The 17,176-nt window shown below is 71.3% G+C and carries 13 protein-coding genes; 5 read left to right on the top strand and 8 right to left on the bottom strand.

Annotation, left to right across the window (positions count from 1 at the left end; translation table 11 throughout):
- The first annotated feature begins 172 nt into the window (after positions 1–172).
- Positions 173–3,370, top strand: coding sequence for a GH92 family glycosyl hydrolase (locus ACIBKY_RS45295; protein ID WP_397107171.1), 3,198 nt, complete (start codon positions 173–175; stop codon positions 3,368–3,370).
- Between the two features lie 4 nt (positions 3,371–3,374).
- On the opposite strand, the gene ACIBKY_RS45290 is transcribed toward ACIBKY_RS45295, so the two are convergent.
- The 6 genes from ACIBKY_RS45290 to ACIBKY_RS45265 all read right to left on the bottom strand — a co-directional run bounded on the left by ACIBKY_RS45290 (position 3,375) and on the right by ACIBKY_RS45265 (position 8,508).
- Positions 3,375–3,758: a YchJ family protein gene (locus tag ACIBKY_RS45290; protein ID WP_397107169.1), complete on the bottom strand. Its 384-nt coding sequence runs from the start codon at positions 3,756–3,758 to the stop codon at positions 3,375–3,377.
- Positions 3,759–3,770: 12 nt separating this feature from the next.
- Entirely contained in the window at positions 3,771–5,168 is a 1,398-nt protein-coding gene (locus ACIBKY_RS45285; RefSeq protein ID WP_397107167.1) for a pyridoxal phosphate-dependent decarboxylase family protein, read from the bottom strand.
- On the bottom strand, positions 5,165–6,427 hold the full coding sequence (locus ACIBKY_RS45280; protein ID WP_397107165.1) for an MFS transporter: 1,263 nt from the start codon (positions 6,425–6,427) through the stop codon (positions 5,165–5,167). The genes ACIBKY_RS45285 and ACIBKY_RS45280 overlap by 4 nt, the downstream gene beginning before the upstream one ends.
- Before the next feature lie 287 nt (positions 6,428–6,714).
- On the bottom strand, positions 6,715–7,329 hold the full coding sequence (locus tag ACIBKY_RS45275; RefSeq protein WP_397107163.1) for a TetR/AcrR family transcriptional regulator: 615 nt from the start codon (positions 7,327–7,329) through the stop codon (positions 6,715–6,717).
- Between the two features lie 109 nt (positions 7,330–7,438).
- Positions 7,439–7,885 carry a MarR family winged helix-turn-helix transcriptional regulator gene (locus ACIBKY_RS45270; protein WP_397107161.1) on the bottom strand — a complete coding sequence of 149 codons (447 nt, stop codon included), beginning with the start codon at positions 7,883–7,885 and terminating at the stop codon, positions 7,439–7,441.
- Entirely contained in the window at positions 7,882–8,508 is a 627-nt protein-coding gene (locus tag ACIBKY_RS45265) for a type 1 glutamine amidotransferase family protein (protein WP_397107159.1), read from the bottom strand. The genes ACIBKY_RS45270 and ACIBKY_RS45265 overlap by 4 nt, the downstream gene beginning before the upstream one ends.
- Before the next feature lie 279 nt (positions 8,509–8,787).
- Between ACIBKY_RS45265 and ACIBKY_RS45260 the strand changes: the two genes are divergently transcribed.
- Positions 8,788–10,113 (top strand): NERD domain-containing protein, encoded by a 1,326-nt coding sequence (locus ACIBKY_RS45260; RefSeq protein ID WP_397107157.1) that lies wholly within the window; start codon positions 8,788–8,790, stop codon positions 10,111–10,113.
- Positions 10,114–10,115: 2 nt separating this feature from the next.
- The gene (locus tag ACIBKY_RS45255) at positions 10,116–10,625 is read left to right on the top strand and encodes a GNAT family N-acetyltransferase (protein WP_397107155.1); all 510 of its coding nucleotides are present in this window, start codon (positions 10,116–10,118) and stop codon (positions 10,623–10,625) included.
- Here ACIBKY_RS45255 and ACIBKY_RS45250 read toward each other — a convergent pair.
- Positions 10,622–13,255, bottom strand: a complete 2,634-nt coding sequence (locus ACIBKY_RS45250; protein WP_397107153.1) for a BTAD domain-containing putative transcriptional regulator — start codon at positions 13,253–13,255, stop codon at positions 10,622–10,624. The genes ACIBKY_RS45255 and ACIBKY_RS45250 overlap by 4 nt on opposite strands.
- Positions 13,256–13,403: 148 nt before the next feature.
- Here ACIBKY_RS45250 and ACIBKY_RS45245 point away from each other — a divergent pair, with 148 nt between their 5' ends.
- Together ACIBKY_RS45245 and ACIBKY_RS45240 are read left to right on the top strand one after the other, a co-directional pair.
- Positions 13,404–14,327: a M23 family metallopeptidase gene (locus tag ACIBKY_RS45245; RefSeq protein WP_397107151.1), complete on the top strand. Its 924-nt coding sequence runs from the start codon at positions 13,404–13,406 to the stop codon at positions 14,325–14,327.
- On the top strand, positions 14,324–15,685 hold the full coding sequence (locus ACIBKY_RS45240) for an N-acetylmuramoyl-L-alanine amidase (RefSeq protein ID WP_397107150.1): 1,362 nt from the start codon (positions 14,324–14,326) through the stop codon (positions 15,683–15,685). The genes ACIBKY_RS45245 and ACIBKY_RS45240 overlap by 4 nt, the downstream gene beginning before the upstream one ends.
- A 5-nt stretch (positions 15,686–15,690) precedes the next feature.
- On the opposite strand, the gene ACIBKY_RS45235 is transcribed toward ACIBKY_RS45240, so the two are convergent.
- The gene (locus ACIBKY_RS45235; RefSeq protein ID WP_397107148.1) at positions 15,691–17,163 is read right to left on the bottom strand and encodes an AMP-binding protein; all 1,473 of its coding nucleotides are present in this window, start codon (positions 17,161–17,163) and stop codon (positions 15,691–15,693) included.
- Between the last annotated feature and the right edge of the window lie 13 nt (positions 17,164–17,176).

The raw sequence follows: 17,176 nt of genomic DNA, 5'->3' as shown, positions 1-17,176 counted from the left end.
GAGATTTCCTGACGCTCGGCAGTGGTTAATGGCAAAAGTGCCAAGATCACAACGCCCTGCCAACCCTTATTGTCCGGTTGCCGATGACAGCTTGTTGCCGCCCTTTCTGCGCGTTGACCCGACTTCGTCATAGGCGCTTCCATATCGGGATCTTCACTTTTGGAGGACTGACGTGTCCCAATGGTCCTTACCTATCGTTTCCGCGCTTCTGGTCTCGCTGGCGGTTCCGCCGGGGGCCACCGCCCAAACCCCTCAGACCGACCCTGCCGCCCTGGTCAACGTCTTCCACGGCACCAAGGAAGCGGCCCCCGACTTCGGGCACGGCGGTGGCGGAGGGATGACCTTTCCCGGCGCCGTACTGCCGTTCGGCATGATGCAGTGGAGCCCTGACACCGTCAGAGAGGCCGGCGGCGGATACGCGTGGGAGGACAACCGCCTGCGCGGATTCTCCATGACGCACATATCGGGGCCTGGCTGCAACGGCGCCCAGGATTTCCCGATCATGCCGTTCTCCGGTGTCATCGGCCGCTCCCCGGCCACCAATGGCTGGGATTACGTCCAGACGTTCAAGCACGAAAATGAGAAAGGCCGGCCCGGCTCCTATTCGGCCACGCTCGACAGTGGCGTGGGGGTGGAACTGGCCGCCACCACCCGCGCCGGCGTCGGCCGCTTCAGCTTCCCGGCCGGCAAGCCGGGCACGGTGCTGCTCAACACCAGCGGCTCCATCAACGGCGTCGACGACGGCGAGACCAAGGTCAGCGGCAACACCGTCGAAGGCTGGATCCAGACCGGCGGCTTCTGCGGCCCGCCCATGCGCTACAAGGTCTACTTCCACGCCACCTTCGACCGGCCCGTCACCGCGTACGGCACGTGGAAGAACGACACGGTCACCCCCGGCGCCGCCCGCGTCAAGAACAACGGCCCCGCCCGCGTCGCGAACGCCGAGACCGTCGGCGACGGCGACGTCGTCACGAGCGGTCCGGGATCCGGCGCCTACCTGCAGTTCGACTCCGGCCAGCCGGTCCAGATGCGCGTCGGCCTGTCCTACGTGAGCCTCGACGGCGCCAGGAAGAACCTCGCCGCCGAGGTCGGCACGCAGAACATCGGCCAGATCAGCGACCAGGGCTACGCCGCCTGGAACAAGCGGCTCGGCCAGATCCGGGTCACCGGCGGCGGCGAGGACCGCCAGCGCACCTTCTACAGCAACCTCTACCACGCGCTCCTGCAGCCCCACGTCGCCGACGACGTGGACGGCCAGTACCCCGGCTTCGACCACAAGCCCAAGCAGGTACGGCCGGGCCGCCACCACTACGCGCTCTTCTCCGGCTGGGACATCTACCGCAGCGAGGTCCAGCTGATCGCCCTGCTCGACCCGGCCGTCGGCGCCGACATCGCACAGTCGATGTACGACAACGCCCAGGCCGTCGGCAACGTCTGGGACCGCTGGTCCCACCAGATCGCGATCACCGGCGTCATGGTCGGTGACCCCTACCACTCGATCCTGGCCAGCATGTACGCCTTCGGCGCCCGCGACTTCGACGCCCACAAGGCGGTCCAGGCGATGGCCGAGGCGGCCAGGAGGGTCGGCCCGCAGGACATCGGCAGCCCGCTGCTCGGCTACGACGAGCGCCCCGGCAACGCCGCCTACATGAGCCAGGGCTACGTGCCGATCGACCCCGCCACCACCCTGGAGTACACGGTCGCCGACTTCGGCATCGCGCAACTGGCCGCCCGGCTCGGGCAGACGCAGATCGCGCAGGAGTTCACCGCCAGGTCGCAGAACTGGCAGAACCTCTACAACCCGGCCAATGCCTGGATCCAGCCGAGGGCCAAGGACGGCTCGTTCGTCTCGCCGTTCGACCCGGCCAGCATGCAGCTGTACGTGGAGGGCAACGGGGCGCAGTACCACTGGATGGTGCCGCACAACGTGCGCGGGCTGTTCAACGTGATGGGCGGCAACGCTCAGGTGCTGCCGCGCCTGGACGCCTTCTTCAAGAAGCTCAACGCCGGTCCGCACGAGCCGTTCGCCTACCTGGGCAACGAGCCCTCGCTGGCCACGCCGTGGCTCTACGCGTGGGCGGGCCGGCCGTACCGGACGCAGGAGCTCGTGCGCCGGGTGCAGCAGGATCTGTTCAGGTCGGGCCCCGACGGGCTGGTCGGCAACGACGACCTGGGCGCCATGGGCTCCTGGTACGTGTGGTCGGCGATGGGGCTCTTCCCCGCGATCCCCGGCCGGGCTGAGCTGATGGTCAACACGCCGCTGTTCGACAGCGTCACCGTCACCAGGCCGCAGGGCACGATCACGGTCAGCGCGCCCGGCGCCGCCGCCAACCCCTACGTGCAGACACTGCGGGTGAACGGCGCCGCCACCGGCAAGGCGTGGCTGCCCGAGTCGTTCGCGCAGCGCGGCGGGCGGCTGGACTTCACGCTCGGCGCCAAGCCCAACACCCAGTTCGGCAGCGAGACCTGGAACGCGCCCCCGAGCTTCGGCGACGGCGTCAAGCCGTACCTGGCCGGGCTGAGCCCGGGCAGCGGGCCGGTCGAGCCGGGCGGCGGCTTCAGCAGCGAACTGGCCGTGCAGTCGTCCGGGCGGGCGCAGACCGTCGCCTGGACGGCCAAGGCGCCGGCCGGGATCACCGTGACCCCAGCGAGCGGGACCCTGCGCGTCCCGGCGGGCGGCAAGGCCACGCAGAAGGTGGTCATCTCGGTGAGTCCCGGCACGGCCACCGGGTTCCAGGAGGTGGACTTCGTGGCCGGTGAGGTGAGCGCGGGCGTGCGGCTCAACGTCGCCCAGCGCGGCACCGTGGCCTGGGCGCAGAACGGCGCCGGCGTCGGCGACCCGGACCATCCGGGCATCGCCAACCTCGACGGCTTCAACTTCAGCTACTCCAACGAGGGGCTGGCGGCCAACGGGTTCGTGCCCGGCAAGCCGTACAAGTGGAAGGAGTTCGAGTTCACCTGGCCCGACCGCAAGCCCGGCGAGTGGGACCACCTGCGGGTGGGCAGCGGGCCCGTGGAGGTGAAGGCGCCCGCCGGGGCCTCGAAGGTCGCGTTCCTGGGCTCGGCCACGTTCGGATACCCGGAGGTGGACGTCACGATCACCTACACCGACGGCACCACCGGCACCGGCAAGCTGGGCTTCAGCGACTGGATCCTGAACTTCAGCAGCGCCCAGCCGCAGCACGGCAACGAGATCGTGGCCAAGCTCCCCAACCGGTTGTTCGGCGGTTCGTGGGCCTTCCAGCCGATCCCGTCGTACCTGTTCGCCGCCCAGCCGATCGCGCTGGACCCGTCGAAGCAGGTGCGCAGCCTGACCTTCGGACCCGTTCCCGAAGGCGCCATGCACCTGTTCACCTGGGCGTTCGCCTAGGTGGCTAGGAGGGGGCGGCGTCCAGGTAGACCCAGGCGCCGCCCTCTCTGACGAACCTGCTCACCTCGTGCGTATGGCCCGCCGTGCCCGCCCGGGTGAAGTGGGCGCGGAACTCCACGGTCCCCTCGGTGTGGATCGCGGTGCCCGCCGTGGCCGCGACGATCTCCAGGCGGTCCCAGCGCAGCCCGCGCTCGATCTCCACCCGGCCGGGCCGGGTGCGCGGGTGCCAGGTGCGCAGCAGGTAGGCGGAGTCGCCGACGGCGAAGGCGCTGTAGCGCGAGCGCATGAGCTGCTCGGCGGTCACCGCCCGCGCCTGGCCGCGGTGCAACTTCCCGCAGCACTCGGCGTAGAGGGCGGGCAGCCCGCAGGGACAGGGACGCTTGGCCATGGGCCCATCGTGTCAGGTGTAGATGACCGCCAGGAACCTGACCAGGATCTCCTCCCGCTTGGCCGCGGGCAGCGCGTCCAGGATCGAGTTGACCACGGCCATCCCCGGCTGGCCGCCGCCGCCGAGATCCACCCCGACCGCCGCCGCCAGGTCGGCGAACTCCCGGTCGCCGAGCGCGTCGAGATCCAGCTCCGCCACCATCTCGGCCAGACCGTCCGGCACCTGCGCCGGTCCGCGTTCCCTGGCCGCCTCCGCCGACTCCGCGATCACCTGCAGCATCGCGTCGACGCCCTTGAGCGTGGCGCCGGTGACCGTGATGTGGAGGTTGGCGGGGATTCCGGCGTACGACAGCTGCGGCTGGATGAACCACCCGCGTGCCCGCGCCTCGTCGGCCAGCACGAAGACGTCGATCTCGCTTGAGGTGAACGCGATCAGCGACCCGGCCGGGTCCCCGAGCACCCGCAGTCCCGCGATCGCCGCCAGCCCCTCACGCAGCCGCCGCGCCGCCTCCAGCGTGTCCCGCCCCAGCTCCCGGTACCCCTCGTGACCCAGCATCCGCAGCGTCGCCCACGCGCCGCCGAGCGGCCCCGCCGACTTCGAGCTCTGCACGGTCGCGTTGATCACCGTGTATCCCGGCCAGGCCGCCGAGGCGAAGTACGCCTTCCTGCGCATCGCCGGGTCGGCGAACAGCACCACCGAGGCACCCTTGGGCGCGTAGCCGAACTTGTGCAGGTCGCAGGAGATCGACGTCACCCCCGGCACCGACAGGTCGAACGGCGGCACCTCCGCCCCCGCCTCCCGCAGCCACGGCAGCAGCCATCCGCCCACACACGCGTCCACATGACACGGCACCCCCGCCGCGGCCGCGACGGCGGCGACCTCCGCCACCGGATCGACCACACCCTGCGGATACGACGGCGCCGACGCCACCACCAGCACCGTGTCCCCGTCGATCCTCTCCCGTACGGCCGCCGCCGCCACCTTGAACGTCTCCAGGTCCACCGGCACCGCCCTGACCTCCAGGCCCAGGTAGTGCGCCGCCTTGTGGAAGGCCGGGTGCGCCGTCACCGGCACCACCACGTTCGGCCGCGCCCGTCCCGCCACGTCCCGCGCCGCCTTGACCGCCAGCATGATCGACTCGGTGCCGCCGCTGGTGAAGATCCCGTGCCCGCCGCCGAGCACCGCCGCCACCTCGCCGACGACCTGCTTCTCCATCTCCACCACGCTGGGGAAGGCGGTCGGGTCGAGGGTGTTGACCTCCAGCATCTCGAAGTAGGCGCGGGCCGCGGCATCATGCACCTCCGGCCGGCCCGTGTCGTAGACGTAGGCGGTCACCTGGCCGCCGCGTACCGGCAGGTCGTGCCGCTTCAGCGCGGCGATCTCGGCCAGCAGCTCCTCGGCGGTCCTCACACGGTCTCCTTCTGGGCTTCTGCCTGGGGTACGGCGAGCCGGCCGTACCAGCTGATGAGGGGAAGGCTGAGCAGCATGAGCGCGGCCGGGAGCGCGGTGAAGCCGAGCAGCATGCCGGTGAGCGCCGGCGCGCTCTGAACGGCGGCGGCCTGCGTGGCGGCTGAGGCGAAGCCCGACAGGGCGAGCACGGCGGCGAACAGGCCGGGCCCGAGCGCCAGCCCCGCGGTCTCCCCCGCCGTCCACAGGCCGGTGAACGCGCCCGCCTGCGCCTGGCCGGTGCGGGCGGCGTCGGCGTGGACGGTGTCGGGCAGGAGCGAGAGCGGCAGCAGTTGCAGCGCCGCGTAGCAGACCCCGGCCAGGGCGGTCAGGGCGAGAGTGACGGCCAGCGAGCGAGCGGCGATCGCCGGGATCAGCCCGATCGCGGCCAGCCCGAAACCCAGCGTGGCGGCGAAGTAGCAGCGCACATGCCCGTACGCGCGGGCCAGCCGGGACCAGGCGGGCACCGCCAGCAGGCTCGGCCCGACCAGGCAGACGAACATCAGCGACGTCAGGCTGTAGTCGCCCAGCCGGTACGCGGCCACGTACGGGGCGCCGGCCAGCATCACCGCGACCCCGAGAGCCTGCGTCACGAAGGCGGCCAGCAGCGCGAAGAACGGCCGGTTCCCCCGGGCCATGCGGAACGCGGCGACCGGGCCGAGCTGGTGCGGGCCCGGCCTCGACGTCACCCAGCGGGTGCCCAGAGTGGCCCCGACCAGGGCCGCCGCCATGACCGCGCCGACCGCGGCCCCCATGACCGCGTACCCGGCCCTGCCGCCGCCCGCCAGGTCCACCACCGCGGGGGCCAGCCCGCCCGCCACCAGGATGCCCACCGTCAGGCAGACCACCCGCCACGACATGATCCTGGTCCGACCGCGCTGGTCCCCGGCCATCTCGGCGGGCAGCGCGACATAGGGCACCTGGAAGCACGCGAACGCCGTGGCGGCCAGCAGAAACGCTCCTCCGGCCCAGGCCACGGCGAACCCCGTGCCACCGGCGGGTACCGCGAACATCAGGGCGAAGGCCACCGGCAGCGCCACCGCGCCGGTCATCAGCAGCCTGGTCCTGCGGCCGGTGCGTACGGCTTCGCGGTCGCTGGCGGCGCCGACCAGGGGGTTGAGCAGAACGTCCCAGATCTTGGGCGCGACCAGGACGGCGCCCGCGATGGCGGCCGGGACGGCGAGGACGTCGGTGAGGTAGTAGAGCAGCAGGAGGCCGGGCACGGCCGAGAACACCCCGGTCCCGACGGACCCGACCCCATAACCCAACAACCTGCCCCGGCCGAGTCCTTGGTGTCCGCCGTTGCCGTGCGGCCGTCGTGCGCCGTGGGTCGATGATTGCCGGGCGCCGTCGTTCGGTGGCTGTTGGGCGCCGTCGTTCGGTGGCTGTTGGGCGCCGTCGTTCGGTGGCTGTTGCGGCACGTTGTGGGGTGGCTCTTGGGTGCCGTCGGTTGGCGGCTCTTGTGTGCCTTCGGTAGGCGGCTCTTGCGTGCCGTTGCCGGGCGGCGGGGTCACGGCAGGGTGCCGGGGAGGGCGAGGGTGCGGTGGACGGTCTGGTGCAGGTGGGTGCGGAAACGGCGCGACGCGGCCCGGTCGCCCGCGCCCCTGCGGTTGCCGTCGGCGTCGAGGATCCCGCCCTTGGCGAACCCGTGCACGCACCAGATGACCGACCACATGGCCATCTCGACGTCCACGGCCGGGTCGATCACCCCGGCGGTGACGGCGGGTTCCAGGGCACTGGTGACGGCGTCGGCGAGCGGGCGTACGTACTGGCGTTCCAGGTCGGTGAGGTCACTCGCGTCGGACAGCCAGCGGTGCATCCACAGCGCGGGCACCTCGGGGTGTTCGAGGCAGAAGTCGAGGTAGTCGTCGATCAGGCGGTGGATGGCTTCGACCGGATCGGCCCCGGACCACCGGGCCAGCGACGCTTCCAGCGTGGCGCGCTCGGCGGTGTGGGCGCGTTCCATGACGGTGAGGTAGAGCTCGCGCTTGCCACCCACGTGGTAGTTGACGGTGGCGATGTTGAGCCCGGCCGCTTCGGCGATCTGGCGGGTGGAGGTGCCGTCGTAGCCGAGTGCCGCGAACAGCTGCGTGGCCACCTTGACGATGTTCTCCTGGGGATGCACCCCGTCACCATATTCCGGACATTTTCCTCAGTCAATCACTTGATGGAGACGGACTCGCCACACCCCCCAGGCCCGCCTTGGCCGGAGCCATGGCGGGCGTTGGGGATGCTTACCGTTGCTGGTCGGCGAGGGTGTCGAGGGCCCGCGAGAGCCGTTCCATGGCCGCCAGGCAGGCGGGCCAGTCGTCGCCCACCGCCTCGGCGATCCGTTCGGCCATCTTCTGGTGGTCCGGGCTGATCCGTTCCACGGCGGAGAAGCCCTCAGGGGTGGGCCGGAGAAGCTTCGCCCTGCGGTGTGCCGGGTTGGGCAGGTACTCGGCCAGACCCTTCTCCACCAGCAGATCCGCTATCCGCTGCACGCTCTGCCGGGTGATCCCCATGACGCGGGCGATGCCCGCCACCGGCAGCGGCTCGCGCAACACCGCGCCGAGCACCTGCCACCAGGCGGCGGTGAGCCCGGCCGGGCGGGCCAGTTCCTCGGCGATCGCGAGGAACTGGCCGTTGAGCCGGAACGAGGTGATCGCGCTCCCGGACAGCAGATCCGCCTCTTCGCTCACGACTGCCCGGCGGCCTCAAGCACCGCGAAGGCCGAGGCGTCACTGTTCTTGAACAGCCGGAACCACGCGTCCAGCACCTCCGGCTCGTAGACGCCGAGCCGGGCGAAGATCTCGCGGGCGAACGCCTCGGGCTCGGTCGCACCCGCCGTGATGACGTTGTCCGCGGTTACGGCGTCGGCCTCGACGTAGAGCTCCGCGCCCTTGTACCCGGGCACCGTCATCGTCAGGAACTCCAGCACGTTGCTGGTGTGCGCGCGCTCGTCGAGCAGCCCCTGCCTGGCCAGCCCCACGGTCGCGCCGCAGATCCCCGCGACCGGGATGCCCGCCGCCACGAACTCCTTGGCCTTACGCCCGAACGCGTCGAGCTCCCCGCTCACCCACGTGTCGGCGCCGGGCAGGATCAGCAGCTCGCTGTCCTGGGGAGAGAGCTGGTCGAGCGTGATGTCGGGCAGGATCCGCATGCCGCCGATGGTGACGACCGGGTCGAGGGTCTCGCCGACCGCGACGATCTCGAACCCGCCGGGCTCGCGGTGCCAGGCGCCGTTGCGGAGGTGGGCGGTGGCGTGACCGGTCTCCCAGTCGGCGAGGGTGTCGTACACGGCGAGGTGAACTGTTTTCGTCATGACAGTATTCTGTCATGACGACAGCATGCTGTCAACTCTCAGAAGTGTCCGATCTCCCGGACCGCGAAGAGTGGCCCGACCTCGCGGCAGGGCGCGGCGAGGACATGGAGCCTCGGGACGAGCGGGCCTCGGAGACCGAAGCCTGGGGGCGCGGGATACCGGGGACGAGAGCGGGGGTGCCGGGAGTGCGGTGCTGCGGGGAGGCCGGGGGTGCCGGGGCCCCGGGGGTGGGGCTTTGGAGGGCGGGGGGTGGGTGGGGAGCGTGCGAGGATGGCCTCTATGGCAGAGATCGTCGGCGGAGGCATTCCGGTCAACGACGCCGAGCGAAGAGTGATCGCCCACCTACGCGACCAAGCCCCCCAAGATTGGCTCCTGCTGCACAACGTCGAGGTCCCCCGAGGCGACGACCTGTTCGAGGTGGACCTGATCGTCCTCACGCCCCACTCCCTCGTGGTGGTGGACGTCAAGGGCACGCGGGGCCGTATCGAGGTCTCGGGCGGACGGTGGTTCCCGCAGCGCGGCGGCGCGGTCGGCTCGCCGGTCACCAAGCTCAGGGGCACGGCGAGGGCGCTGAAGGGCCTGCTGGTCGACGCCCATCGCAGGCTGGAGCGCGTCTACGTCGACAGCCTCGTGGTGCTGACCTCCCCCGACGCCGAGCTGTCCGACCCGTCCGGCCGCGACGCCGTCAACGTCGCCGACCTCGACGCCCTGATTCCCACGCTGGCCGACGTGACGCGGGTGCGCCGCGGCGGCAGCCCCGACGTACGCCCGTACGTGACCGCGATCCTGGACGCCCTCCACCAGTCCGTACGGCGCAGCACCGCCCCGCCCAGGTTCGGCAACTGGGAGGTGGAGGAACAACTGGGCGGCGACGCCAAGGTGACCGAGTACCGGGCCTTCAACGCCACCCTGCCCGGCAGCGAGACCGTCCTGCTCCGCGTCTACCAGGCCGACCCCCTGGCCGACCACCCCAGCCGGGCCGCCGAACGCCAGCGCATAGCCAACGCCTACCAGTCGCTGACCCGCATCCCGCCCCACCCGAACGTGGTCCGTTCCCGCGACTTCTTCGCCATCGACGACGAGAGCCGCTTCGTGCTGGTCCTGGACGACGTGCACGGCCAGGCCCTGCACGTACGGCAGAGCGCCCGCCTGACCGTCGTCCAGGACATGCTGCGCGGCCTGGCGCACGCGCATGCCAACGGCGTCATCCACCGCGCCCTCACCCCGGCCAGCGTGCTGGTGACGGACGAGGGCCACGCGGTGCTGACGGGCTTCGACTACGCCAAGCCGGGTGCCCGCAACTTCACCGTCGCCCACGAACTCGGCAACGTCCTCGACATGCACTACGTGGCCCCGGAGTGCCAGGAGGGCCCGGACCGCATGACCCCGGCCTCGGACGTGTACGCCGCGGGGGTGATCGCCTACCAGTTGCTGACCGGCGGCCTGCCGGAGGACACCGACGCCAAGGACGTCCCCGAGGTCGTGACCAGGATGCTCGACGACGCCCCCGCCAGGCGGCCCACCGCCGCGGACAGCCTGGCGTCCCTGGAGGGCATTCGTCAGGAATCCCGTCTCAGGCGCCTCTTCCGCCGCGTACTGTCTTGATCATGGATGTTTCACTGCGTCCTGTGCGCGAAGACGACCTACCCTTCCTCAATCACCTGACCAACGACCAAGAGGGCTCGGGGGCCCACCAGTGGTACGGCTGGCACGACCCGCACCACCACCGCCGGCGATGGGAGGAGAACGGCTTCCTCACCGATGAGGGCGGCTATCTGATCATCACGAGAGCCGAGGACCGGCTCGGCTTCGTGTCGTGGCACAAGCAGACGACCAGCAGAGTCTCCTACTGCTACGAGATGGGCCTCATCGTCGCTTCCGAGTTCCGCGGCCGGGGTTACGGCACGCACGCCCAGCAGTTGCTGGTCAGATATCTGTTCGACCACTCGACGGTGAACAGGATCCAGGCCGCCACCGAGCTGTCCAACCTGGCCGAGCAGCGGGCGCTGGAGAAGGCCGGGTTCACGAAGGAGGGTGTCCTGCGGGGTATCGGCTTCCGGGCCGGCCGATGGCAGGACGGGGTTCTGTACAGCATTCTGCGCGCCGACCTCAACTAGAGGCTGCGGCGCAGCGTGCTCGCGTGCTCCAGGTAGTCGTTGGCGAGATGGGTGCGTCCGGCCGAACGGTGCAGTTCGCCGAGCATCTCGGTGGTCTGCGCCTCGCCGCTGCGGTCGCCGAGTTCCTGGAAGACCTCCAGGGAACGTTCGAGACCGGCGGAGGCCGGCGCCCACTCGCCGCGTGCCACCTGGAGCCCGGCGAGGCTCTGCATGGCGTAGGCGCCGCAGTGCCGGTCGCCGAGCGATTCGAAGATGTCGAGGGCGTGCCGGTGGAAGGACACGGCCTGCTGGAGCCGGCCGATCTGCAGGCTCACGCAGCCTTCCCGGTGGGAGTCGCCGAGTTCCTGGGCCAGCCGCATGGCCTGCTTGAGCCACTTGCCCGCCTGGGCCAGGTCGCCGTTCCTGAGGCAGAGGCGGCCGATGGCCTGGCGGACGAAGGCCTCGCCGTTCTGGTCGCCCGCGGCCAGGAACATGGCCAGCGCCCGCCGGTAGTGGCCGAGCGCCTTGGCCACGTCGCCCCGGAACTGCCGGACGGCGCCGAGGCCGCACAGCGTGGTGGCCTCGGCTCTGGTGTCGCCGAGTTCGCGGAAGATGCGGCGGGCGCGGCTGAACTGGCCGGCCGACTCCTCGTATCTGTCCTGGTAGAGGCTGACTTGGGCCAGGCCCCTGAGCATGGCGGCTTCGCCGTACCTGTCGCCTGAGGAGCGTGCGGCGGCGAGTGCGAGCGCGTGCGTGCGGGACCAGGCGTCGAAGTGGCAGTGCAGGTCGAAGTAGGGGACCATCGCGGCGGCCAGCCCCCACGCCGACTCGGCGAGACCGGCCTCGGCGGCCACGCGCACGGCGCCGACCAGGGTGTCGTGCTCGGCCTCGAACCAGCCGGTGGGGTCGGCGGTCAGCCGGTCGAGCGTGCGGGCGGGCAGTTGCCAGCGCGGCGCCCGGTCGGAGGTGAGGCTGAAGACGACGGTGGGCAGGCGGGTCATGGCGTGCTCGGTGGTGGCCGTCCATGCCGCCAGGACGCGGCCGAGGGCTTCGGGGTCGGCGTGCCGTTCGAGCGCGTGGGCGCCGATGAGGCCGGGCACCACGTACCGCGGCTGGCCCACGGGGTCGGTGCCGACGAGCCTGAGCAGGTTGGCGTCGACGAGCAGGTCGGTCACGTCGTCGGCGCGCGGGCGGTCGAGCACGGCGCCGACCACCCAGCCGGGCTGCGCCTGGCCGCCGAGCAGGCCGAGCGTGCCGAGCGTGCGTGCCGCCTCGTCGGGCAGCGCCGCGTAACTGCGGTCGAGGCTGGCGCGTACCTCCTTGAGCTCGCCGAGCAGGTCCTCTTCGAGCCTTTCCTTCAGTACGGCCAGCGACCACCCCGGCCGGGCGGCCAGCCGGGCCCCCGCGCTGCGCACGGCCAGCGGCAGCCCGCCGCAGGCGGCGACGATCGCCCGGGCGGACTGCGGCTCCCTGGCCACCCGGTCGCCCCCGGCGATCCGGCCGAGCAGGCGCAGCGCGTCGGCGGGCGGCAGCTCGCCCAGGTCGAGCTGGAGGGCGCCGGGCAGCTCGGTGATCTTCCTGCGGCTGGTGACGATCACCGCGCAGCCGTTGCCCGGCAGCAGCGGCCGGATCTGGTCCGCGCCATCGGCGTCGTCGAGAAGGATGAGCATCGGCCGCTCGGCCAGCACCGTGCGCAGCAGCGCCGACCGCTCGTGCGCCGTGGGCGGCGGCGTGTCCACCCCCAGCGCCCGCAGCGCCTCGGCGAGCAGTTCGCCGGGCTCCCTTCCGGCCAGGTCCAGGTAGAGCTGCCCGGCGGGGTAGCGTTCGCGCAGCGCGTGCCCGGCATGTACGGCCAGCGCCGTCTTGCCCGCCCCCGGCGGCCCCGACACGATCGCCACCCCGAACGGCGCCGCCAGGGTCGCGAGCGGCTCGGCCCGCCCGGTGAAGTCCGGCACGTCGGGCGGCAGTTGCCGGGGCACGACCGGCGCGCCCTCGTCGGCGAGGATCGTCTCGTAGGCCCGACGCAGGTCGGCCCCGGGTTCGACGCCGAGTTCGTCGACGAGCTGGGCCCGGATGAGGCCGTAGGCCTTGAGCGCCTCGGCCTTCCTGCCGCTGCGGTGCAGGGTCAGCAGGAGTTGCTGCCACAGGTCCTCGCGGTAGGGGTGCTCGGCGATCAGGCTTCTCAGCAGGGCGATGGCGCCGGCCTGGTCGCCGTCTTCCAGGTGGTGGGCGATCAGGTTCTCGGCGGCACGCAGCCGTACCTCCAGGAGGGGTTCGAGGCGGCGGTCCCAGAGCGGGCTGCCGGGCAGGTCGGCCAGCGGCGCGCCACGCCAGAGCGCGAGCGCGCCCGCGTAGTCGCCACGGGTCACCAGGTCCTCGAACACGAGCAGGTCGAGCGCGCCGCCGGGCACGTCGATGGCGTAGCCGCTGCCGTCGCCGCGCAGGTGGCCGCCGCCGAGGTCGGTGCGTAAGGAGCTGACGTAGGTACGGAGGTTGGCCTGGGCCGAGCGCGGCGGCCGCTCCGGCCAGAGGATCTCGACGAGTTGGTCGGCGCCCACCACGTGCCCCGCGTTCAGCAGGAGGGTGGCGAGCAGCATGCGGGGTTTCTTGCCGGAGACCCGCACGGGGTCGCCGGCGGACCTGACTTCCAACGGTCCGAGCACATGAAAAGTGACCGACATGACCGCATCCGCTCCTTTATGGAGACCTGACAGCCCTTTGTATCTGTTCTGGACGTTTCTTGTGCGGCTTATGCACACCCTGGTCTCAGAGATCCCAGAACCCCCCGAGAGGATCACCATGAAGCTCAGAGGAGCAGTGGTCGCAGGCGTCACCCTCTTACTCAGCCTCGGCGCGGTGCTGACCACGGGGTCAGCCGCGTCGGCCGACCCAGAGCCGTTCTCCGCGGAAGCGGAGATCCTTGCCACCAACTTCCAGCTGCCCTTCCCCTGTGGACAGAGCTGGGCGGGCAACTCCAGCGCGAGCAGCGCGCACCAGTCGTGGGAGATCGATTTCAACCGCGGCGGCAGCGCCGACGCCGACCTCGGCGACCCGGTGGTCGCCGCCGCGTCGGGCACCGTGGTGATCTCGGCGCACCAGGGCTCCACCAACGGTTACGGCAACCTGGTCAAGATCGACCATGGGAGCGGCTGGACCACCTACTACGCCCACCTGAACGTCCGCTCGGTCAGCGCGGGCCAGGCCGTCTCCCAGGGCCAGCAGATCGGCACCGTGGGCAAGACGAGCAAGCCGGGCAACAACATCAGCGCCCACCTGCACTACGAGGTACGGCAGGGCGAAGGCTACCCGGGCAACATCCGCAAGGCCGTCTTCAACGGCACCACCTTCGGCTACCCGGTCCAGACGCTGACCTCCAGGAACTGCGGCGGGTCCAGCAACCCGTACACCCCCGAGCAGGTCTGCGGCGCCGGCTACGGCGTCGTCGACTCGGCGGCCCTCGGCAGCAGCGGCACCGTCTACCTGCTCTACAACAACTCCAACGGCTACAACTGCGTGGTCACGCTGAAGAAGACCTCGCTGGGAACCGCGTCCCCGGTGACGGCCTACCTGGAAGTTCAAGGAAGCGCCCGGATAACGGATTCGGGCAACTTCAGCTACTACGCCGGACCGGTCAGGGCGGCGGCCCCGGGCAAGTGCGTCAAGTGGGGCGGCAAGGCCGGGACAGCCACGTACGACTCCCCCTTCGAGCACTGTGGATCATGAAACTGAGAATTCTCTTGCTGGCCGGACTTCTCGTGATGTCCGGCCAGCAGGCCGCAACGGCCTCCGCTGAATCCAGCCCGCTCGCCGACGCCTTCGACAAGGCGGCCAGCGGCTACGACGTCCCGCGCGACCTCCTGGCCGCGCTGGCCTACGCAGAAACCCACCTCGACGGCCACCGGGGCGAGCCCAGCGCCAGCGGCGGATACGGCCTGATGCACCTGGTTCCGAAGGCTCTTGAGGAGGCGGCCAAGCTCACCTCCACCCCGGCCGACCAGCTCAGGACCGACGACGCGGCGAACGTGCTCGGCGGCGCCGCCGTACTGCGGGCCAAGGCGGACGCGCTCGGCATGGACGCGAGCGCGCGCAAGGACCCGGCGCGCTGGTACGCGGCGATCGGCGCGTACGGCGGCGGCAAGAGCACCGCCAACATCTACGCCGACGCCGTCTACGAGGCGCTGTCCAGCGGCTTCGAGGCCAAGGGTGTGCGCGTCAAACCGCAGGCCGTGCAGCCGGAGCGCGGCGAGGACTACACGCCGTTCGCCGCCGCGGCGGTCGACTACCCCGGCGCGCTGTGGTCGGCGGCCAGCACCTCCAACTACACGGCCGCCAACCGCCCGTCCAGCGCGGCGATCAACAAGATCGTCATCCACGTCGCGCAGGGCTCCTACGCCGGGACGATCTCCTGGTTCAAGAACCCGGCGGCCAAGGTCTCCTCCCACTACGTGGTCCGCTCCTCCGACGGGCAGATCACGCAGATGGTGCGCGAGAAGGACATCGCCTGGCACGTCAAGGGCGCCAACACCAACAGCGTCGGCATCGAGCACGAGGGTTACATCAGCGACGCCTCGTGGTTCACCGACCAGATGTACCGCGCGTCGGCGGCGCTGACCCGCAACATCGCCGACCGCCACGGCATCCCGAAGACCCGCGCGAACATCGTGGGCCACGTCGAGGTGCCCGGCAACGACCACACCGACCCGGGCCCGAACTGGGACTGGAACAAGTACATGAGCTACGTGACCGGCGGCAGCGGCAACCCGCACACGCCCGAGTCGGTCTGCGGCAGCGGCTACAAGATCATCGACTCGCAGGCGCTCGGCAGCGCGGGCACGGTCTACCTGCTCTACAACCCGGCCAACGGCAACAACTGCGTGGTCACGATCAAGCACACGTCGCTGGGCACCGCCACCGCGACCAGCGCCTTCCTTGAAGTCCAGGGCAGCCCGAGGACCACCGACTCCGGCAACTTCTCCTACTACGCCGGACCGGTCAGAGCGGCCGCACCGGACAAGTGCGTCAAGTGGGGAGGTTCCGCGGGCAGCTCCACCTACACGAGCCCGTTCGAGCACTGCGGCTAGAAGACCTACGTGTGGGCCACGGACCTGGCCCACACGTAGTCGGGCTGTCCGGCCGGACCCCGGTGGATCTCGCTGACCAGCCGCAACGCCCCCGGCACCGCGTGTGCGGCCAGCCTTCCCGCGCAGTGCGCGGCCAGTTCCTCCAGCGACAGCGCCGCGACGGGCGCCACGACCGCCGTCACCCGCTGCCCGGGACCGCCGACCACCACCGCGTCGTACACCGCCGGATGCGCCCGTACCACCGCCTCCACCTCCTCGGCGCGCACCTTCCCGCCGCCGGTACGGATCACGTTGGCCGCCCGGCCGAGCAGGGTGACGCTCCCGTCGTCCTCGACCCTCGCCAGGTCGCCCGGCACCGCCCACCTGCGGCCCTGGGCGTCGCACGGGAAGTCCGCGCCGTTCCAGTAGCCGCGCGCGACCCGCCCGGTCCTGCCCAGCACACCCTCCTCACCGGGCGCGGCGGGCTCAAGACCATCAGCCAGTACGGCCGCGCCGTCCGCCAGCCCGAACCCGGCGCCCATCGCCTGGCAGGCCAGCCCGGACTCGGCGGCGCCCAGCGCGTCCACGATCGCCGCGAGACCGGGAACCGCCGCCCGCAACCCCGCCTTGATCCGCTCCGACATGGGCGCCGCGCCCGTCACCACCGCCATGAGCCCGGCCAGTTCCCCCGGCCGCACCGCCGACAGCAGCGGCCTGGCCATCGCGTCACCGGTCAGCACCATGACCTGGGCCCGCTCCGCGTCGGCCAGCCGGACGATCGCGCGGGGGTCGAAGCCGTGCCCGGTCCACAGGATGAGCGTGCCGCCCGTGGTGTGACAGGTCCAGCCGAGCCACTGCCCGGCGGCCTGGGCGAGCGGCGCGCAGACCAGCATCCGCAGTCCGGCCCCGGCCGCGGCGTTCTCGGCGACCTGCTCCGGCGAATCGACCGGCTCGCTCACGAACGACCCCATCGCGGCGAAGAACACGTCCTCGTGCCGCCAGAGCACGCCCTTCGGGCGGCCGGTCGTTCCGGCGGTGTAGATCAGGTAGTGATCGTCGCCGGAGCGCTCCCGGGGTTCCGGCAGGCTGCGGGGAAGGGCCACCGCCCGCTCGTACGGCGGGCCGTACGCGATCGTGTTCGTGAACCACGGCACCCGCCGCAGCAGACCCGCCTCGCCCACGAGCGCGGCGCACCCGGAGTCGCGCAGCACATGGGTGAGGTCGTCCTCGCGGCAGCGGTGGTCGAGGTTCACCGGCACCGCGCGCAGCTTGAAGCAGGCCAGTTCGCTCTCCTTCCACTCGGCCCTGTTGCGCGCGAGGATGCCGACCCTGTCGCCAGGCCCGACGCGCATCCCGCTGAGGTGGCAGGCGAACCTGGTGGCGCGTTCGTCCAGCTCGCGGTAGGTGAGGCGGCGCTCGCCCGCGACCAGCGCCGTCCGGCCGGGCACCGCCCGCGCCACGCTCTCGAACAGGTCGGCCAGGTTGAAAGTGCGGCTCACCGGTCAAGATTGC

Source organism: Nonomuraea sp. NPDC050394 (genome assembly GCF_044459065.1).
In the GTDB taxonomy this organism is placed as follows: domain Bacteria; phylum Actinomycetota; class Actinomycetes; order Streptosporangiales; family Streptosporangiaceae; genus Nonomuraea.
This window is presented reverse-complemented; position numbering and strand designations above follow the sequence as displayed.